The sequence below is a fragment of the Brucella pseudogrignonensis genome, assembly GCF_002252525.1.
Lineage (GTDB): Bacteria > Pseudomonadota > Alphaproteobacteria > Rhizobiales > Rhizobiaceae > Brucella > Brucella pseudogrignonensis.
Window position 1 is genome coordinate 622,606 of sequence record NZ_NNRM01000017.1, and the last position, 17,120, is coordinate 639,725.

Here is a 17,120-nt window from a genome sequence, read left to right on the forward strand (position 1 = left end):
TGCCATGGAGCTTCAGCCAATCAGCATAACGCCTGCGGGCAATCTGTCGAAGGTAATCACTGACGAAGAAGCGGGCGCATTGGCGCGCACCACGGTCAATTTGTTCAAAGCGTGGAAACTGTCAGATACGGAAGCCAGTACGCTTTTGGGTGATATGTCCCCGCGAACATGGGCGCGCTGGAAAGAAGGGAGCATAGGTCGCATCGACCGTGACTTGCGGATGCGTATGGCGCATCTTATGGGCATTCACAAAGGCCTGCGCTACATGTTCCGCGATGCTACGCGCGGCTACACCTGGATCAGAAAGCCAAATGCCGCATTCGGCGGTTTGTCGGCGCTCGATCTCATGTTGCGTGGTGAAATTTCAGATCTTGCTGCACTACGAGAATGGCTCAATGCGGAGCGCGGCGCATGGTAAGCGGGCTGGCTCAAAAGCAACATGTTCACTGGCCACAGACTTTTCGCATCATCCGCTCCATCCATCCGCCAATCGATCTGTTTGAAGATATCGCTGATCCGCGTGATTGGGAGGCGCTGGCTTCGGTTGAGGAGAAGACAAACCCGCGCATTCGTTTCGAAATTGGCGATCTTGGCAAGGTGCCTGCTGATCGGCGCGTTGCCGGGCAGGGTGCAACCTATGTGATGGCGCCTTTCGTACATTGCTCGACAACCCGTCCGGGGCGTTTCAGCGATGGCAGCTACGGTATTTATTATGCCGCTGATCGTGAAGATGTGGCGGTGGCGGAAACCATCCATCACCATGAAAAATTCATGCGGGCAACCGATGAAGAACCGGGCTGGACTTCCGATTTTCGGGTGCTGATTGGCAGTGTCGAACAGGAACTGGACGATGTGAGCAAAGTACCAGGCGTGCTTGATCCGGTTGACTATGGGGCTTCACATATTGAGGGAAAAGATCTGCGCGCAGCGGGAAGCAACGGACTTCTCTGGCCAAGTGTGCGGATGCGCGGTGGCTCTTGTATCGGGATTTTCTGGCCGAATGTTATAACGATTCCCGTTCAGGGTCGGCACTACAGCTATCACTGGAATGGAACCCGCGTCGATTTTGTTCGCCAGTACGACACGGGTCTAGTGCTTGCGGTAAGCTGATCTTATGGGGCTTCCTGAATGTCGGTGACGAAGCGCGTATTGTCGGCTTCATCATAGAGAATGATAACTTTCATGCCCTTGCTGATAGCAGAGAAATCGAACTCTCCGGGCAATTTGTAGGTCTTGCCGTCATCCAGTGTAATTGTTTCTTTATCCTGATTGATGCCGGTGATCTTGCCTTCGACATCATCCGCCATGGCAACGGTCGAAAAGAGCGAGGCAATAATGAAGAGCAGTCCCACAATATACTGCATGGGTGTCATCCTCCTTTTGAGTGCCCGACCGTCAACTGACTGATTCGACACGAATTGCATTTTGCGCAATTGCTTCCCTCAAAGTTTGTATGAGCCGACAGTATGGGCTGAAACTAAAGGGCGCAACTTGATTGTGGGCGCATTTTAGCCGACGGAATGTGTCAAAAAGAATGCGGTATGTGGATGATCCGATGGAAATTTTGCGAACCGTATGTGGCTAATCCCAGCTATAATTTGACCGTTGCTCAAAAGGCCAATAAAACCGGCCCATATCTTGCCGGCAAAGGCGCTCCGTAATCAGGCTTAGCTCATGTCTCATAACAGTTTCGGTCATCTGTTTCGCGTAACCACCTGGGGCGAAAGCCATGGTATTGCGCTTGGTTGTGTCGTGGATGGTTGCCCTCCTGGCATTACCTTTACCGAAGCCGAAATTCAGTCCTATCTCGATAAGCGCAAGCCGGGTCAATCGAAATATACGACCCAGCGTCGCGAGCCGGATCAGGTTCGTGTGCTTTCTGGTGTGCTTCTGGGCGACGATGGCGTCACCATGACCACCACCGGCACGCCGATTTCGATGATGATCGAAAACACAGATCAACGCTCCAAGGATTATGGTGATATTGCAAAGCAGTATCGTCCGGGCCATGCCGATTATGCTTACGACGTCAAATACGGCATTCGCGATTATCGCGGCGGTGGTCGTTCCTCGGCACGCGAAACCGCAGCCCGCGTTGCGGCTGGCGCAATTGCTCGTAAGGTTGTTCCGGGTTTGCAGGTGCGTGGTGCGCTCGTCTCGATGGGTGTGCACGACATTGATCGCTCGCGCTGGGACTGGAACGAAGTCGATAACAACCCGTTCTTCACGCCGGATGCTGGTTCTGTGGAGGTCTTCGCGGACTATCTGGATGGCATCCGTAAGAATGGCTCTTCCATCGGCGCGATTATTGAAATCGTCGCAGATGGCGTGCCTGCAGGTATTGGTGCGCCGATCTATGGCAAGCTCGATCAGGATATTGCCAGCCTGCTGATGTCGATCAATGCCGTGAAAGGCGTCGAAATTGGCAACGGCTTTGAGGCTGCGCGCCTGACAGGCGAAGAAAACGCCGACGAAATGCGTATCGGTAATGATGGTCAGCCGATGTTCCTGTCCAATCAGGCGGGCGGCGTGCTTGGTGGTATTGCAACCGGCGCCCCCGTGGTGGCACGCTTTGCAGTGAAGCCGACGTCATCGATCCTGACGCCACGCAAATCCATTGATAAGGACGGCAAAGAAGTGGATGTGATGACCAAAGGACGCCACGATCCTTGCGTGGGCATTCGCGCTGTGCCGATTGGCGAAGCGATGGTCGCTTGCGCAATTGCCGATCACTATCTGCGCCATCGTGGACAGACGGGACGTATCTAAAAAATAGAAAGTTCAGTTTCAGGAACTGAGGGCCGGTTTTCGACTGAAGCTGTGGTACAACCATTGAGGCTGAAATGAGCTATAATCAGAAACAGGTCGTTGATGCGCTGCGCGCTTTTGAGCGTGGCGAAATTGTTGTGGTCATGGATGATGATGGGCGCGAGAACGAAGGCGATCTGATCGTTGCAGCCGTTCACTGCACGCCGGAAAAAATGGCCTTCATCGTTCGTTACACGTCGGGCATCGTCTGCACGCCAATGACGCGTGATGAAGCCAAGCGTCTTAATCTGGCGCCGATGGTAGCGGAAAATGAGTCCGCTCACACAACGGCTTTCACGGTCACTGTTGATTATCGCCACGGCACCACCACTGGCATTTCGGCTGAAGACCGCACGCTCACTGTCCGCAACCTCGCAAACCCGAATGCAGGTGCTTCGGATTTCGTGCGTCCCGGCCATATTTTCCCGCTGATCGCGCGCGAAGGCGGTGTGCTGATGCGCTCCGGTCACACGGAAGCAGCTGTTGACCTCTGCAAGCTCGCAAATCTCCCGCCAATCGGCGTGATCTGCGAACTGATCAATGATGATGGCACGGTTATGCGTGGCCCTGATGTGACGGCATTTGCTGAAAAGCATACGCTGCATCGCGTTACGGTAGCTGATCTCATCGCCTATCGTCAGCGCAAGGAAACGCTGGTCAAGCGCATCAGCGACGCGCCAGTCAAAACCTGTGCTGGCCCGGCCCATGCCTATACCTACGAGTTGCCGTGGGAGCCGATGCAGCATGTCGCTGTTGTCTTTGGCGATATTCGTGATGGTGAAGAAGTGCCTGTCCGTCTGCACCGCGAAGACGTGATCAATGATGTTTTCGGCAGCAGCGGCAACAATCTCGACGCGATTATGAAGCGTATGGGCAAGGAAGGCCGTGGCGTTCTGGTTTACCTGCGTGAAGGTTCTGTCGGGGTTCGTGCAGATCACCGTGATGCGCGTGCGCGTGAAGCGCTGCTTGGCGAACACGAAGCCCATGCGGAAGCTGTGGCCCGCGAAGAAGAATGGCGCCAGATCGGTCTGGGCGCACAGATTCTGAAAGACCTGGGCATCACATCGATCGTGCTTCTGGCATCGCGTGAGCGCCACTATGTTGGTCTTGAAGGTTTCGGCATCAATATCGCCCGCACCGAAATCATCTGACACAGTGTTGTCGGCTAAAGATGCTACAGGATCGCAATGACAACACGGCTTTACTGGCATCCTACCTATCTTGAACATATCGTGCCGCCCGGACATCCCGAGCGGCCCGACCGCATTCGTGCGCTGATGAGCGAGCTGGAAGGACCGGATTTCTACCGTCTCGACCGTGTGGAAGCGCGGATGGCATCAGAAGATGCCATCCTGCTCGTGCATCCTGAAAGCTATGTCGACGAAATCCGTAAGCAAATTCCCGATGGCATAGACGATGAGGAAGCGCCGCAACCGATCAACAAGCTTGGCGTCGATACCTATGTGAGTCCGAAAAGCTGGGAAGCAGCATTGCTAGCCATTGGTGGCGCAAATGCTGCCGTAGACGATGTGTTTTCCGGAAAAGCTGATAACGTCTTTGTCGCTTCACGCCCGCCCGGTCATCATGCCGAGCTGTCAACGGCAATGGGCTTCTGCCTGTTTAACAATGTTGCTATCGCAGCGCGTCATGCGCAGCGCAATCATGGTGCGGAACGCATCGCAATAGTTGATTGGGACGTGCATCATGGCAACGGCACGCAGGATATCTTCAAAGATGATCCGAGCGTTCTTTACTGTTCGACGCACCAGTTTCCGCTTTTTCCTGGCACAGGCCGGAAAGATGAGGTAGGTGTCGGTAACATCGTCAATGCTCCGCTTTCGCCCAATACCGGCAGCCGGGAATTTCGCGAGGCATTTAATAGTCGTGTATTGCCTGCTTTGGACAACTTCCGGCCAGATTTGATCCTTATTTCGGCTGGCTTCGACGCGCATTTCCGCGATCCTCTTGCCGAGATCAATCTCGATGAATCGGATTTCGATTGGGCGACGGGCAAGCTCATGGAACGTGCTGAACGGTTCTGCAATCACCGACTGGTGAGTGTGCTTGAAGGTGGATATGATCTTGAGGGCTTGTCGCAGTCCGCGTCTTCTCATATTACGCGGCTGTTGAAAGGATAAACCATGGTAACCGAACCGTCCAACACCGACATTGCAGTTATGAGCTTTGAGGATGCCTTGAAGCAGCTTGAGAAGATCGTCGATGATCTGGAGCGGGGCGATGTGCCGCTGGAAGAATCCATCCGCATCTATGAGCGTGGCGAAGCGCTGAAGAAGCATTGCGATACGCTGCTCAAATCTGCAGAAGACAAGGTCGAGAAAATTCGCATTGGCCGTGACGGTCAGCCAGCGGGTACAGAACCGCTCGACGCTGAATAAATCTCAGACTTAAAACATCGCCTTGAGCTGGGCGGCGTAGGGCGCAAGCACGCCGCTCAGGAGATAGGGCCCTAGTCCCCAGACAAGTGTCCAACCGGCAGCGCCAATCACATTGGCAGCCAGAAAATGCATAGGGTTCATTTTCATGGAACCTGCGACAATGCCGTTTAATTGTCTAAGCAGGACGACAAAGCGCGCTGTCGCGACCACATAAATACCCTTGCTCTCAAACATTTTCTCGAATTTATCGAGACGCTCCGGCGTCAGTTTCACGTAGTGCCCGTATCGCAGAATGAGCGCTCGCCCGCCAAAGCGTCCAATCGCATAGCCGGTACAATCACCTAAAACCGCACCAACAAACACCGCCAGAATGACCATCTCGATATTGAGTGTGCCATGCAGCGCTAAGAGCGAACTTGCAATCAATGCGCTTTCACCGGGAAGCGGTGCGCCAAAAGACTCGAAATAGACGATGACGAAAAGGGCCAGCGCGCCATAGGCGGCGATATAAGGCTCAATAAAGCTCATTCGGAAACCACGCTAAACATAAAAAGGCTCCGGCGCGAACCGGAGCCTAAGCACTATAGTTGGTTTTGTTAGCCGATGGAACGCTTGCCGGTGATCTTGTGGTAAGCCCACAAGACGATAATGGAACCGATAATTGCAATGATCAGGCTCATTGGATCAAATGCGCCTGTGACGCCTCGACCGAAAAGAGCGGAAGAAAGAACGCCGCCAACGATTGCTCCGACAATGCCCAAAGCAATGTCGAAAAACACCCCCTGACCGCTTTTATTGACGATTTTGCTGCCGATGAAGCCGGCAATCAAGCCTAATATAATCCAGCTTATTACAGACATCTAATATCTCCGATTGCGAAAATAAGGTTTTGCATCAGACAGTTAGAAAATTTTCACAATAGTTTCGATTTGGCAAGGTATAATGCTTGTCAAAGGCGGAAACTTATTTCACCTTAACTTATCGCGTGTGAGAAAACCACAGCGACCAACAGGGAGTATCGTGTGATGGGAAGTTATGACGACAATTCCAACAATTCGCCGATCCCCGGCGGCAGCCTTGCCAAGCCGGTTCTGATCGCGCTCGGTGCGCTTCTGGTCGGCAAGATGCTGAAAGGGCATAGTGAGGAGCCTGAACAGCCAGCTTCCATTCCAGACCAGTCTGCTCCTCAGCAGGCGGATAACGGTGGCGGTCTGCTTGGCGGTATTCTGGGTGGCCTCGGTGGTTTGCTGGGTGGTGCGCTCGCAAGTGGCGGTGCAGCTTCCGCACCGACTGCTCCCGGTCCACTTGGCGGCGGCTTAGGCGGTCTTCTCGATCAGCTCAAACAGGCAGGTCTTGGCGATAAGGTGGATTCCTGGGTTGGGCAGGGCAACAATCATCAGATTGAACCAGGTCAGCTCGGAGATGCACTCGGCCAGAAGACGTTGAGCGAAATCGCTGCTCATGCAGGGATTGATCAGCAGGAATTGCTTAATCAGCTATCGCAGGTTCTTCCGGGGTTGGTGGATAAGCTCACGACCAACGGACAGGTGCCAGACACAAACGAATTGTCGCGCCTGTTGCACAATCGCTAATACGGTCTTATTTTTCTACATCACGCACCGGCAAACGGCTTGCCGGTGCGCTTTTATTTGGTGGCAGTCCGATGAGTTTTTTCCCTTGTCCTGATCCGGTTCTTGGCGACAAGACTTCCGTAGATGCAATTGAAACTCTGGTCATTCCGCGTACGAGCGATATTGGCGGGCTGGAAGTGCGTCGGGCTTTGCCGACCGTACGCAGGCGTCTGGTTGGGCCTTTCATTTTCTTTGATCGCATGGGACCGGCAGTTTTAAAGGATGGCGATGCGCTTGATGTCCGCCCGCATCCGCATATCGGTCTATCTACCGTGACCTATCTTTTCGATGGTCATATCCGCCATCGTGACAGCCTCGGCACTGAAATGGTCATCCGTCCGGGGGATGTGAACCTCATGACGGCAGGTCGTGGCATTGTCCATTCCGAGCGTTCGCCTGAAGAAGAACGCAATGGGCCGCTGTCGATTTCCGGTGTGCAGACATGGCTGGCACTGCCGGAGCAATTTGAAGAAATCGATCCGCATTTCTATCATACCAATTCGCCCGATCTGCCACTGATGGAAGATCGCGAGTTTAACGGGCGTTTGATTATCGGCTCGCTGCATGGCGTTTCATCGCCGGTGATCCAGCACGCGGAGACACTTTATGCCGATATTGAAGTGTTGCCTGGAGGGCGCTTTCATATCCCGCCGACCACGGAAGAGCGTGCTATCTATACGCTGCGCGGCAATGTCGGCATTGGCGGTGACGTGTTTCCAGCGGACCGCCTGCTGGCTTTCCGTCCGGGTGATGATATCGTGGTGCAGGCTGGCCCTGACGGCGCGCACTTTATGCTATTTGGTGGAGCGGCACTTGGTTCCAAGCGATATGTCTGGTGGAATTTCGTTTCGTCTTCCAAAGAGCGTATTGAACAGGCCAAAGAGGAATGGCGCACTGGACGCTTTGATATTGTGCCGGGCGATGAAGAAGAATTCATACCTTTGCCGGAATGATGGAGCATTTCCAGTAAAAGTGCGAAGCGGTTTTGCGTTGGATAATGCGACAAAACAAAAAGCCGCCGCATAGGACAACATGTCTCGCGGGGCACAATGTGATCTTTGGTCCGCTTGATCTGCCTATAATGCTGCTATACCGACAAACCAAAATCTTACCAGAAACAGGTTGTTTCAATGTCCCGACCCATTACCCCGCTGCTCGACAAGGTGCCAACGCCTGATGCCTTGCGCGAATTGCCGGAACAGGATTTGCCAAAGCTTGCGGAAGAACTGCGTGCCGAACTGGTCGATGCAGTCTCCACGACGGGCGGACATCTGGGGGCGGGGCTTGGCGTGGTGGAACTGACCATCGCGCTGCACCACGTCTTTGACACACCGCATGACCGCATCATCTGGGATGTGGGCCATCAGGCATATCCGCACAAAATTCTGACCGGACGCCGCGACCGCATCCGCACGCTCAGGCAGGAAAACGGCCTGTCCGGTTTCACCAAGCGTGCTGAGAGCGAATATGACCCATTCGGTGCTGCGCATTCCTCGACCTCCATTTCGGCAGGTCTTGGCATGGCAGTTGCCGCTGATCTTTCGGGCGAAAAGCGCAATGTAATCGCTGTCATCGGCGATGGCTCCATGTCGGCTGGTATGGCCTATGAAGCGATGAACAATGCCGGTGCGCTTGATGCGCGCCTCATCGTCATTCTCAATGACAACGACATGTCGATTGCCCCGCCGACAGGTGCCATGAGCGCCTATCTGGCGCGTCTGGTATCTGGCAAGACCTATCGTAGCGTGCGTGAAGCCGCAAAGCAGGTTGCCAAGAAGCTGCCGAAGTTCTTGCAGGACAAGGCGCGTAAATCGGAAGAGTTTACGCGTGCGTTCTTCACCGGCGGCACGATGTTTGAAGAGCTTGGCTTTTACTATGTCGGGCCGATTGATGGTCACAACCTCGACCATATGCTGCCGATCCTCAAAAACGTGCGTGACACGCAGGACGGCCCCGTGCTGATCCATATGGTGACGCAGAAGGGCAAGGGCTACGCGCCCGCCGAAGCTGCTGCCGACAAATATCATGGCGTGAACAAATTCGACGTCATCACCGGCAAGCAGTCGAAGCCACCGGCAAATGCGCCAAGCTACACCAAGATTTTTGGCACAAGCCTCATTGAGGAAGCCCGCCACGACGACAAGATCGTCGCTGTCACGGCGGCGATGCCGACCGGCACGGGCCTCGACCTTTTTGGTGAGGTCTTCCCGAAGCGCACCTTTGACGTGGGCATTGCCGAGCAACATGCGGTGACTTTTGCCGCAGGTCTTGCCAGCGAGGGCTATAAGCCGTTCTGCGCGATCTATTCGACCTTCCTTCAGCGCGGCTATGATCAGGTCGTGCATGATGTGTCGATCCAGAACCTGCCCGTGCGTTTCCCCATTGACCGCGCTGGTCTGGTGGGTGCCGATGGCCCAACTCATGCGGGTTCGTTTGACACGGGCTTCCTCGCGGCGCTTCCGGGCTTTGTTGTAATGGCCGCGTCTGACGAAGCCGAACTGCGCCATATGGTGCGTACGGCTGCGGAATATGACGAAGGTCCGATCTCCTTCCGCTATCCGCGCGGCGATGGTGTCGGCGTGGAACTGCCGGAACGTGGTTCTGTGCTTGAAATCGGCAAGGGCCGCATCGTTCGCGAAGGCACCAAGGTGGCGCTTTTGTCATTTGGCACGCGCTTGCAGGAATGTCTTGGTGCCGCCGATGAACTGGCCGCTGCTGGTCTTTCCACAACGGTTGCAGATGCACGTTTTGCCAAGCCGCTTGATCATGATCTCATCCGTCGCCTTGCGCGCGAGCATGAAGTGCTCCTCACGATTGAAGAAGGCGCTGCGGGTGGCTTTGCTGCCCATGTGCTGCAATTCCTTGCGACCGATGGTCTGCTGGATCGCGGCCTCAAGGTGCGCGTACTGACCCTGCCAGATACCTATCAGGATCACGCCAAGCCGGAAGTTATGTATGCCAATGCCGGTCTTGACCGCGCTGGCATCGTGCATACGGTCTTTGCAGCATTGGGCCGCGAGGAAATCGCGACACCTTTCCGCGCCTGATTGATGAGCGAAGCATCATTGGATAACCGCCCGCGTCTTGACCAGTTGCTGGTTGATCGCGGGTTGTTCGCTACGCGCTCGCGTGCGCGTGACGCAATTCAGCGCGGCACGGTGAAGGTTGACGGCAAGCCCGTCACCAAGCCGGGGCAAAATGTACTGCGTACAGCAGAGCTGAGCGTAGATGATCCCGCAAGCGCCTATGTTTCGCGTGGCGCGCTGAAACTCATCGCGGCACTTGATCATTTCAATCTCGATGTGAAGGGCGTGAGCGCGCTCGATATTGGCGCATCGACCGGCGGCTTTACACAAGTGCTTCTGGAGCGCGGCAGCAATCATGTCATCGCCATTGATGTGGGCCATGACCAGTTGCACGAGAGCCTCCGCAATGACCCGCGTGTCACCAACAAGGAGGGCGTTAATGCCCGTGCGCTGGATTTCAGCCACCTTGATGGCCGCGATATTGGCTGCGTTGTTTCGGATGTGAGCTTCATTTCCTTGAAACTCGCTTTGCCACCGGCATTGGCCTTGGCGCAAAAAGATGCTATCTGCGCGCTTCTCGTAAAGCCGCAGTTTGAAGCCGGGCGTGAAGCCATCGGCAAAGGTGGCATTTTGCGTGACCCGAAAGACGGCGAACGCATTGCGGAAGAATTGAAATCATGGCTTGAGACGCAGCCCGGTTGGCGCGCGCTCGGCCTTTGCCCGTCACCCATTGAGGGCGGCGACGGCAATCGTGAATATCTCTTGGCAGGAAAGAAAGACCAATGACGACCCAGGTAACAATCCGCTCGATGGGTGCGGGCGGCGATGGCGTCGCCAATCTTCCCGATGGTCAGCTTTTTGTGCCTTTCACACTGCCCGGCGAAGTGGCCAATGTGGCGCGCGACAAAAACCGCGCGACAGTGATGGCATTGCTTGAAACCTCCGCTGAGCGTCAGGACCCAGCCTGCCAGCATTTTGAAGATTGCGGCGGCTGCGCTTTGCAGCATTGGCAGGATGAGCCTTACCGCGCATGGAAGCGCGAACTGGTGGTCTCTGCCTTAAAGGGCAGGGGCCTTGAGGTTGAAGTCGATGAGCTGGTCGCTTGCCAGCCACAGTCGCGCCGCCGTGCAACCTTTGCTGCGCGCAAGACGGAAAAGGGCGTGCTGCTTGGCTTTAACCGACACCAGAGCCACGAGATCATCGATATTGTCGAATGCGCCGTCACAGTGCCGGAAATCATTTCGCGGCTTGATGACCTGCGCGAAGTGGGCGCGTTGATTGCACCCGGCTCCAAGCCGTTCAAACTGGCGGCAACCGTAACCGCATCGGGCCTTGATCTGGCGGCAAGCGGCTGCGGCAAACTCACCGACGAGCAGCGCCGCGCGCTCACCGCACTCATTATGAAGAAAGGCTTTGCCCGCCTTTCGCATGAAGGTGAAATCATCGTCGAGCCTAAAAAGCCAGTTATTCATATCGGCAATGTGCCAGTTCCGGTGCCTCCGGGTTGCTTCTTGCAGGCAACGGTCGATGCAGAAGAAGCGATGGTGTCGCTGGTTCAGGCACATCTTGGCAAGGCCAAGCGCGTTGCAGACCTCTTCTGTGGTGTGGGCACATTCGCGCTGCGTATTGCGGAAAAGTGCGCGGTCCACGCAATCGAAAACGATGCTCCGGCGCTGGCAGCGCTTGATCGCGGTATCCGCCATGTGCAGGGCCTAAAACCTGTCTCGGTTGAACGCCGCGACCTCTTCCGCCGTCCGTTGATGCCAAAGGAACTGCTGCCTTACAATGCAGTGGTCTTCGATCCGCCGCGCGCGGGTGCAGAAGAACAGGCGCTGGAACTGGCTAAATCCAAGGTGGAGAAGGTTGTCGCGATCTCGTGCAACCCGGTGACGCTGGCGCGTGACCTCGCCATTCTGGTGAAGGGCGGCTACCGCATCACCCGCGTCACACCGATTGACCAGTTCCTCTGGTCGCCACATGTCGAAGCCGTGGCGACACTGGTGAAGAGGTAGTAATAGTTTTTATTTGAAGCTGAGGAACTTAGCCCCATTCACTCCGAGTATGAATTAGTTATATTTAATTTATCCATCATAAAATTGAGTTGCTTAGGGAATTGACTGGTATTTTTAGTGTAGCTATGGAGGATGGCTTAAACGGGGGGAATAATGGCAAAACGCAACTGGAAAGCTTGGCCTAAAGAATTCAAGTCAAAACTTGATGCCACTAATAGTATCATTGGTATAAGTTCTGCAGGTATTGGCGGTGTAGGTCTTATAGTTTCCCAGCCCGTGGTGGCGGGGTTGGGGTTCGGTGCCGCGGTTTTAGTCGCTGCATGGAGTGCTGTAACTTCATTCCCCGTGAAATTGATTTCTCCTGAGCATTATTTACATCAAAAAATTGATGATTTTTCTTTAATTGGAACGTTCGATCCGAATTTAACGCTTGTAGGTTTTGTTGGTCCATCGCGGGCTGGTAAAACTACGCTTTTAAACTACATTAATTATGAGGTTGAATCTGTTCAAGAAAGAACTGATGATATTTATTTTGTTGTCTCTTTGAATTCGGGAAATCCAAATTTATATTATGGTATATTGGACGGTGCGGGCCAGCAATACTATCAGCAGTTTCAGATCGTGGGAAAATCAGATATAGCTTACATTTTTTTAGATCATTCATCTGTACGAGATTCTATGAGTGTTGATTTTGATCGGCTAAAAGAGCACGAGGCTTTTTTGAATCAGTTAAGTGGTTATTTGCGTAAGGAGAAGAAGCAGCTGAAAAGCTTGCATTTTATTCTCAATAAAAAAGATTTGTGGGAAACATCACCACAAAGAGTAGATTTAGAGAGTTGGTTGGATAATCAAGTGGGGCGTTGGAAGGAGTTCTCTAATTTTCCTATAACTAAGTCTTATCATAGCAACTTTGTAACGGCGGATAAATTGAAGCTAGAGAATGAGCTTCGAAATTTATTGATCAAGGGATAATTCTATGATCGGGGAAAAAGACAGCGCTCTAATTATATATAACTCCCCCGTTTCCTTTGTTTTAATGGGGCCAGGGAGAGTTCATAGACGAGTACTCGCACGATCTGCGCATGAGAATTTGGATCTTATTGGCCTAGATAGTCGTTCTTCATTTGTATTTTCTCGTTCTATTTCGACTAAAATCCGACGTATGTTTGGTTTTAATCGTGATCTGGATGCTTTGGTCGTTAGAACAAAAAGCGCCTTTATTGAAGCAGATGATGTGAAGGATGCTCGAAAGACACATTTGACATTTGCATGGCGTGGCCTCGCAAGTATATCTGACTTAGAAAGGTTGGAGGTCTTATTTGATGAGACTGCTGGGGACATGGTTTCTGCGATGCAAAGCGAATCAGTGTCTGGCCTAGAGTGGCAGCTTTCTCAACTTATCCATAATTGCCGTTTTGCAACGGAGAGAGTTAAAGACAGGCTTATATATTTAAGATCAGCATTTTTGTTCATCATATTTCTATATATGATGACTTTTATTTACCTTTTTGATAGCTCATTTTTCAAGTCGGGAGGTGGTTTCTAACGTTTTGCCGTCGGGGGCGAATGAGTATTTTACTTTAGAACGGTTTTTATTGGATCGATGCTCGGGCCTTAACGCCCAGTCTACCGCCGCTTCGGCATGTAACCGTGTCGTGTCAAACACTGGCACGGGGCTGTCTTCTTGGCCGATAAGCAGCATGATTTCGGTGCAGCCGAGGATGATGGCCTCTGCACCGCGCTCGACGAGGCGTTGGATCACCGCGCGGTATTTTTCGCGTGAGGCATCTCGCACTTGGCCAACAACCAGTTCCTGATAGATGATGTCATGCACGGTTTTGCGGTCGGCATCGTCGGGCGTCAAAACTTCAAGCCCATGCCTGGAGGCGAGGCGGCCTTTGTAGAAATCCTGCTCCATCGTGAAAGCGGTGCCGAGAAGGCCTACTTTGGAGAGGCCTTGGGCTTTTATCTTTTCTGCAGTCGGGTCTGCAATGTGCACAAGCGGGATCGACGTGGTGCGTTCAATGTCAGCGGCCATTTTATGCATGGTGTTGGTGCAGATGAGGATGAAATCTGCGCCGCCTTTTTCAAGGTTTTGCGCGGCTTCAATCATCAGCTTGGTCAGTTCGTCCCATTTGCCCTGATGCTGGAGATGCTCGATTTCAGCAAAATCCATCGACCACATCAGGCTTTTGGCCGAATGCGTGCCACCAAGCCTTGCACGGATTTCCTGATTGATGATGCGATAATATTCCTGCGAGCTTTCCCAGCTCATCCCGCCAATCAATCCAATCGTTTTCATCAAGCCCTCCCAGATATAATGAAGGGCGGATCGCTCCGCCCTTGTTCTTCAATCACGCGTAATAGTTCAGTGCGGTGATTACATTTTTTCGATGATTTTTGGATCGCCTTCATGGGCTTTGCCATTGGCAGCGAGGATTGCAGGCACGATATCTTTCGCCTGATCGATCACCAGCGGCTTCACCTGATGCGCGGTGTGCAGGAAGCCCTCATTTGTCATGTGCTCAAGCAATGTGAGCATTGGCTGCCAGAAATTGTTGATATTGGCGAAGACCATCGGCTTGCGATGCTTGCCAAGCTGCGCCCATGTCATCATTTCCACGATTTCTTCAACCGTGCCAATACCGCCGGGAAGGGTGACGAAAGCGTCGGACTTCTGGAACATCAGATGCTTGCGTTCGTGCATGTCGCCGACGATGATGAGTTCAGTCAGCTCCTGCGCCTTTTCAAGGCTCGCTTCTTTGTCGAGCAGGAAGGTCGGGATGATGCCGGTGACTTCGCCACCAGCTTCCATCACACCCTGCGCAACCGCGCCCATAATGCCGCGTGTGCCGCCGCCATAAACAAGGCGAATGCCGTGTTCTGCAAGGGAACGACCGAGCGTCAGACCTGCTTCACGATAGATTGGATTTAAGCCCGTTGAAGAGCCGCAATAAACACAAATGGATCGAATCTCAGACATGATTTCTTGTGCGCCTTTGGCGTTTGAGCGTCAAGCTTTGGCTAGACTTTTCAAGCCAGACCTATAACTCTGGAAAGGTAAAATTTTGACAGGGAGTTCGATGGCATGAAGAAATGGATTTTGTTGGCAGGTCTTTCGCTGGCTGCATCGAATGCATCGGCAGGTGAGATCACGATCCAGCTCCCTGACGATATTGATGTGACTGTAAATTCAGTGCTCTACAAATGCGGTGATCAGAATGTTTCTGCAACCTATTACAATGCGGGTGATAACTCGCTTGTTGAGCTTGAAATGGAAGATAACACGGTCATCGCAGCCAACGTCCTTTCCGGTTCTGGTGCTAAATATGCGGGTGGGATTTACGTCTGGTGGACCAAAGGTGAAACTGCCGATTTGTATAATCTGATGGATGATCCGGAACAAGAAAAGCCGATCAGCTGCAAGGAAGAGTAACTTCACAGCAATAATCATTCGGATAGCGTGCGCAATTCTGCTCAACTTCTTGTGAGGTGCAGAAAAAAGCGATAAACCCGGAGGTTAATTTATCTCTTGTGGGTTTCGGGCCGAATGCAAAACTATAGATATGGGGTTATCGGTGTTCTTCTCGTCCTCGTTCTTGGCGGGGGCGCATATTATTGGAATTCGCTGAAAGAGCAGGCTGTTACGTCGGATTCGGGCATTGCTGCAAAGGCTCCTGAAACCGGCAGTTTGCCAAAGCCTTCGGAGGCGCAAACGCCCGCTGCAACGCAAGAGCCAGAAAAACCAGCCGATGCTCAGCCGCAGCAATTGACTGAACAGCCTGCGCCAGAGGCAGCAAAAGAAGCGCCGAAAGAAGCGAAAGTTCCGGTCTTCGATATTCTGCGTGTAGAAACAGATGGTTCTGTCGTAATCGCCGGTCAGGCTGCTGCGAATGCCGCCATCGAAATCATTTCCGGTTCCAAGGTGCTGGGGACAGCCAAGGCCGGTGAAAACGGCGACTTCGCTATCGTTCTCGATCAGCCGCTTGAACCGGGCGATCACCAGCTGGTGCTGCGTGCTGGCGGTGAGGGCGGCAATGTTGCAACCTCTGCGCAAACTGCGATTGTTTCCGTTCCCGATAACAGCAAGGGCCAGGTATTGGCGCTGGTTGAAGAGCCGGGCCAGGCCAGTCGCCTGATCACCAAGCCAGAAGTCCCAGCTCAGCAAACGACCGCTTCAACCGCGCCGGATGCAGCTCCTACCGAAACCGCGCCGCAGGCTAAGCCTGATCCCGATGCGCCGATTGCCATCGAGGCTGTCGAGATTGAAGGCGACAGGGTCTTTGTTGCAGGTAAGGCCAATGGTCCGAAGGATGGAAACAGCGTTGTTGTGAACGCCAATGATATCATGCTTGGTGCCAGCCCGATTTCGCCGGAAGGTCGTTTTCTGGTGCAGAGCCAGAAGCCCCTCGCAGTGGGCGACTACATTATTCGTGCTGATCTTCTCGATAGCTCTTCTCGTGTGATTGCCACAGCGCGCGTGCCTTTCCGCCGCGAAGCTGGCGAAAATGTTTCGGCTGTTGCTTCGGGAACTGGCGATCAGAACTCCAGTGCGGGAGAAGCAGCCAGCGCCACACCTTTGCAGAAGGTGGAAGGCTCTGTGATCATCCGAAAGGGTGATAATCTCTGGACGATTTCGAAGCGAACATATGGTCAGGGTACACGATACACGACGATCTATCTCGCGAACCGCGATCAGATCCGTAATCCTGACCTAATTTTGCCGGGACAGGTCTTTGTAATGCCGCAGCAGCCGCTCGGTGATGACGAAGTGCAGCGCCGACTGCAGGATTCCGCAAACTGATATAAATCGGCAATATCTGTTTTGTGAACGCAGTGTCCTTTAGAAAGGATGCTGCGTTATATTGTCTTTTTGAGTATAATCGTATATCGTCGATTTACGATGAATATTTCCCTCGACACGATGTCCGATGTTTTTCCGGGCGTAGACGACGACCTTGCGGCGCGCATTTATGCAGCGCTCGGTCATCCCGTTCGCATTCACATTCTCCGGCAGCTGATTCTTGAAGATGCCTGCTGCTGCAAGGATATTGTCGGCCGTCTCGACCTTGCTCAGTCCACGGTATCGCAGCATCTCAAGGTTCTCGTACAGGCCGGCCTTATCGACTATCGGCCCGACCGCCAGACTTCCCGCTACAGCGTCAACTGGCAGCAATTGTCCATCATTCGTTCGCATCTCGCAGCCTTTCGAAATGGCTGCTGCGAAAAAACTGTCTGATTTGAAAG

At 53.3% G+C, this 17,120-nt stretch carries 21 protein-coding genes; 16 read left to right on the plus strand and 5 right to left on the minus strand.

Going from position 1 to position 17,120, the window contains the following annotated elements; translation table 11 throughout:
- Nucleotides 1–4 precede the first annotated feature (4 nt).
- Both CEV34_RS09550 and CEV34_RS09555 read left to right on the plus strand, forming a co-directional pair.
- A complete protein-coding gene (locus CEV34_RS09550; protein ID WP_007873748.1) occupies nucleotides 5–418 on the plus strand; it encodes an MbcA/ParS/Xre antitoxin family protein in 414 nt (137 codons plus the stop codon).
- Complete coding sequence (locus CEV34_RS09555) at nucleotides 412–1,110, plus strand: RES family NAD+ phosphorylase (RefSeq protein WP_007873750.1); 699 nt, start codon at nucleotides 412–414, stop codon at nucleotides 1,108–1,110. The genes CEV34_RS09550 and CEV34_RS09555 overlap by 7 nt, the downstream gene beginning before the upstream one ends.
- A 2-nt stretch (nucleotides 1,111–1,112) precedes the next feature.
- Here the strand turns inward: CEV34_RS09555 and CEV34_RS09560 are convergent, their stop codons facing one another.
- Nucleotides 1,113–1,364 (minus strand): DUF1344 domain-containing protein, encoded by a 252-nt coding sequence (locus CEV34_RS09560; protein ID WP_007873752.1) that lies wholly within the window; start codon nucleotides 1,362–1,364, stop codon nucleotides 1,113–1,115.
- A 310-nt stretch (nucleotides 1,365–1,674) separates the two neighbouring features.
- Here CEV34_RS09560 and aroC point away from each other — a divergent pair, with 310 nt between their 5' ends.
- The 4 genes from aroC to CEV34_RS09580 all read left to right on the plus strand — a co-directional run bounded on the left by aroC (nucleotide 1,675) and on the right by CEV34_RS09580 (nucleotide 5,204).
- The gene (gene aroC, locus CEV34_RS09565) at nucleotides 1,675–2,769 is read left to right on the plus strand and encodes a chorismate synthase (protein WP_007873754.1); all 1,095 of its coding nucleotides are present in this window, start codon (nucleotides 1,675–1,677) and stop codon (nucleotides 2,767–2,769) included.
- A 74-nt stretch (nucleotides 2,770–2,843) separates the two neighbouring features.
- The gene (gene ribB, locus CEV34_RS09570; RefSeq protein ID WP_007873757.1) at nucleotides 2,844–3,959 is read left to right on the plus strand and encodes a 3,4-dihydroxy-2-butanone-4-phosphate synthase; all 1,116 of its coding nucleotides are present in this window, start codon (nucleotides 2,844–2,846) and stop codon (nucleotides 3,957–3,959) included.
- A gap of 36 nt (nucleotides 3,960–3,995) precedes the next feature.
- Nucleotides 3,996–4,946: a histone deacetylase family protein gene (locus tag CEV34_RS09575; protein ID WP_007873759.1), complete on the plus strand. Its 951-nt coding sequence runs from the start codon at nucleotides 3,996–3,998 to the stop codon at nucleotides 4,944–4,946.
- A 3-nt stretch (nucleotides 4,947–4,949) separates the two neighbouring features.
- Complete coding sequence (locus CEV34_RS09580; RefSeq protein WP_007873761.1) at nucleotides 4,950–5,204, plus strand: exodeoxyribonuclease VII small subunit; 255 nt, start codon at nucleotides 4,950–4,952, stop codon at nucleotides 5,202–5,204.
- A 9-nt stretch (nucleotides 5,205–5,213) separates the two neighbouring features.
- On the opposite strand, the gene CEV34_RS09585 is transcribed toward CEV34_RS09580, so the two are convergent.
- Both CEV34_RS09585 and CEV34_RS09590 read right to left on the minus strand, forming a co-directional pair.
- Nucleotides 5,214–5,732 carry a DedA family protein gene (locus CEV34_RS09585; RefSeq protein ID WP_064320253.1) on the minus strand — a complete coding sequence of 173 codons (519 nt, stop codon included), beginning with the start codon at nucleotides 5,730–5,732 and terminating at the stop codon, nucleotides 5,214–5,216.
- Nucleotides 5,733–5,800: 68 nt separating this feature from the next.
- Nucleotides 5,801–6,064, minus strand: a complete 264-nt coding sequence (locus tag CEV34_RS09590) for a GlsB/YeaQ/YmgE family stress response membrane protein (protein ID WP_007873766.1) — start codon at nucleotides 6,062–6,064, stop codon at nucleotides 5,801–5,803.
- Between the two features lie 165 nt (nucleotides 6,065–6,229).
- On the opposite strand from CEV34_RS09590, the gene CEV34_RS09595 reads away from it, so the two are divergent.
- From CEV34_RS09595 to CEV34_RS09625, 7 genes are all read left to right on the plus strand, one after another.
- Nucleotides 6,230–6,796 carry a YidB family protein gene (locus CEV34_RS09595; protein ID WP_079211567.1) on the plus strand — a complete coding sequence of 189 codons (567 nt, stop codon included), beginning with the start codon at nucleotides 6,230–6,232 and terminating at the stop codon, nucleotides 6,794–6,796.
- 71 nt (nucleotides 6,797–6,867) lie between these two features.
- Entirely contained in the window at nucleotides 6,868–7,788 is a 921-nt protein-coding gene (locus CEV34_RS09600; protein WP_007873771.1) for a pirin family protein, read from the plus strand.
- 177 nt (nucleotides 7,789–7,965) lie between these two features.
- On the plus strand, nucleotides 7,966–9,882 hold the full coding sequence (gene dxs, locus CEV34_RS09605; RefSeq protein WP_007873772.1) for a 1-deoxy-D-xylulose-5-phosphate synthase: 1,917 nt from the start codon (nucleotides 7,966–7,968) through the stop codon (nucleotides 9,880–9,882).
- Nucleotides 9,883–9,885: 3 nt separating this feature from the next.
- Nucleotides 9,886–10,647 carry a TlyA family RNA methyltransferase gene (locus tag CEV34_RS09610; protein WP_007873774.1) on the plus strand — a complete coding sequence of 254 codons (762 nt, stop codon included), beginning with the start codon at nucleotides 9,886–9,888 and terminating at the stop codon, nucleotides 10,645–10,647.
- The gene (locus CEV34_RS09615) at nucleotides 10,644–11,873 is read left to right on the plus strand and encodes a class I SAM-dependent RNA methyltransferase (RefSeq protein WP_007873776.1); all 1,230 of its coding nucleotides are present in this window, start codon (nucleotides 10,644–10,646) and stop codon (nucleotides 11,871–11,873) included. The genes CEV34_RS09610 and CEV34_RS09615 overlap by 4 nt, the downstream gene beginning before the upstream one ends.
- Before the next feature lie 153 nt (nucleotides 11,874–12,026).
- Nucleotides 12,027–12,845, plus strand: a complete 819-nt coding sequence (locus CEV34_RS09620) for a GTPase domain-containing protein (RefSeq protein ID WP_094543534.1) — start codon at nucleotides 12,027–12,029, stop codon at nucleotides 12,843–12,845.
- Nucleotides 12,846–12,849: 4 nt separating this feature from the next.
- On the plus strand, nucleotides 12,850–13,419 hold the full coding sequence (locus CEV34_RS09625) for a hypothetical protein (RefSeq protein ID WP_039859533.1): 570 nt from the start codon (nucleotides 12,850–12,852) through the stop codon (nucleotides 13,417–13,419).
- On the opposite strand, the gene CEV34_RS09630 is transcribed toward CEV34_RS09625, so the two are convergent.
- Together CEV34_RS09630 and CEV34_RS09635 are read right to left on the minus strand one after the other, a co-directional pair.
- The gene (locus CEV34_RS09630; RefSeq protein ID WP_007873782.1) at nucleotides 13,390–14,175 is read right to left on the minus strand and encodes an aspartate/glutamate racemase family protein; all 786 of its coding nucleotides are present in this window, start codon (nucleotides 14,173–14,175) and stop codon (nucleotides 13,390–13,392) included. The two genes, CEV34_RS09625 and CEV34_RS09630, sit on opposite strands and share 30 nt — an antisense overlap.
- Before the next feature lie 78 nt (nucleotides 14,176–14,253).
- On the minus strand, nucleotides 14,254–14,856 hold the full coding sequence (locus CEV34_RS09635; protein ID WP_007873784.1) for an LOG family protein: 603 nt from the start codon (nucleotides 14,854–14,856) through the stop codon (nucleotides 14,254–14,256).
- A 105-nt stretch (nucleotides 14,857–14,961) separates the two neighbouring features.
- On the opposite strand from CEV34_RS09635, the gene CEV34_RS09640 reads away from it, so the two are divergent.
- The 3 genes from CEV34_RS09640 (at nucleotide 14,962) to CEV34_RS09650 (ending at nucleotide 17,112) form a co-directional block, all read left to right on the plus strand.
- Nucleotides 14,962–15,309, plus strand: coding sequence for an MliC family protein (locus tag CEV34_RS09640; RefSeq protein WP_007873786.1), 348 nt, complete (start codon nucleotides 14,962–14,964; stop codon nucleotides 15,307–15,309).
- Between the two features lie 114 nt (nucleotides 15,310–15,423).
- The gene (locus tag CEV34_RS09645; protein ID WP_039859536.1) at nucleotides 15,424–16,677 is read left to right on the plus strand and encodes an Ig-like domain-containing protein; all 1,254 of its coding nucleotides are present in this window, start codon (nucleotides 15,424–15,426) and stop codon (nucleotides 16,675–16,677) included.
- A gap of 99 nt (nucleotides 16,678–16,776) precedes the next feature.
- Nucleotides 16,777–17,112: an ArsR/SmtB family transcription factor gene (locus CEV34_RS09650; protein ID WP_039859538.1), complete on the plus strand. Its 336-nt coding sequence runs from the start codon at nucleotides 16,777–16,779 to the stop codon at nucleotides 17,110–17,112.
- Nucleotides 17,113–17,120 lie beyond the last annotated feature (8 nt).

Coding starts and splice junctions, on each gene's coding strand:
- CEV34_RS09560 (WP_007873752.1), bottom strand. CDS start 1,364: ATGCAGTATATTGTGGGACTGCTCTTCATTATTGCCTCGCTCTTTTCG.
- CEV34_RS09550 (WP_007873748.1), top strand. CDS start 5: ATGGAGCTTCAGCCAATCAGCATAACGCCTGCGGGCAATCTGTCGAAG.
- aroC (WP_007873754.1), top strand. CDS start 1,675: ATGTCTCATAACAGTTTCGGTCATCTGTTTCGCGTAACCACCTGGGGC.
- CEV34_RS09625 (WP_039859533.1), top strand. CDS start 12,850: ATGATCGGGGAAAAAGACAGCGCTCTAATTATATATAACTCCCCCGTT.
- CEV34_RS09645 (WP_039859536.1), top strand. CDS start 15,424: ATGCAAAACTATAGATATGGGGTTATCGGTGTTCTTCTCGTCCTCGTT.
- CEV34_RS09575 (WP_007873759.1), top strand. CDS start 3,996: ATGACAACACGGCTTTACTGGCATCCTACCTATCTTGAACATATCGTG.
- CEV34_RS09620 (WP_094543534.1), top strand. CDS start 12,027: ATGGCAAAACGCAACTGGAAAGCTTGGCCTAAAGAATTCAAGTCAAAA.
- CEV34_RS09585 (WP_064320253.1), bottom strand. CDS start 5,732: ATGAGCTTTATTGAGCCTTATATCGCCGCCTATGGCGCGCTGGCCCTT.
- CEV34_RS09595 (WP_079211567.1), top strand. CDS start 6,230: ATGGGAAGTTATGACGACAATTCCAACAATTCGCCGATCCCCGGCGGC.
- CEV34_RS09615 (WP_007873776.1), top strand. CDS start 10,644: ATGACGACCCAGGTAACAATCCGCTCGATGGGTGCGGGCGGCGATGGC.
- CEV34_RS09640 (WP_007873786.1), top strand. CDS start 14,962: ATGAAGAAATGGATTTTGTTGGCAGGTCTTTCGCTGGCTGCATCGAAT.
- CEV34_RS09635 (WP_007873784.1), bottom strand. CDS start 14,856: ATGTCTGAGATTCGATCCATTTGTGTTTATTGCGGCTCTTCAACGGGC.
- CEV34_RS09600 (WP_007873771.1), top strand. CDS start 6,868: ATGAGTTTTTTCCCTTGTCCTGATCCGGTTCTTGGCGACAAGACTTCC.
- dxs (WP_007873772.1), top strand. CDS start 7,966: ATGTCCCGACCCATTACCCCGCTGCTCGACAAGGTGCCAACGCCTGAT.
- CEV34_RS09580 (WP_007873761.1), top strand. CDS start 4,950: ATGGTAACCGAACCGTCCAACACCGACATTGCAGTTATGAGCTTTGAG.
- CEV34_RS09630 (WP_007873782.1), bottom strand. CDS start 14,175: ATGAAAACGATTGGATTGATTGGCGGGATGAGCTGGGAAAGCTCGCAG.
- ribB (WP_007873757.1), top strand. CDS start 2,844: ATGAGCTATAATCAGAAACAGGTCGTTGATGCGCTGCGCGCTTTTGAG.
- CEV34_RS09590 (WP_007873766.1), bottom strand. CDS start 6,064: ATGTCTGTAATAAGCTGGATTATATTAGGCTTGATTGCCGGCTTCATC.
- CEV34_RS09650 (WP_039859538.1), top strand. CDS start 16,777: ATGAATATTTCCCTCGACACGATGTCCGATGTTTTTCCGGGCGTAGAC.
- CEV34_RS09555 (WP_007873750.1), top strand. CDS start 412: ATGGTAAGCGGGCTGGCTCAAAAGCAACATGTTCACTGGCCACAGACT.
- CEV34_RS09610 (WP_007873774.1), top strand. CDS start 9,886: ATGAGCGAAGCATCATTGGATAACCGCCCGCGTCTTGACCAGTTGCTG.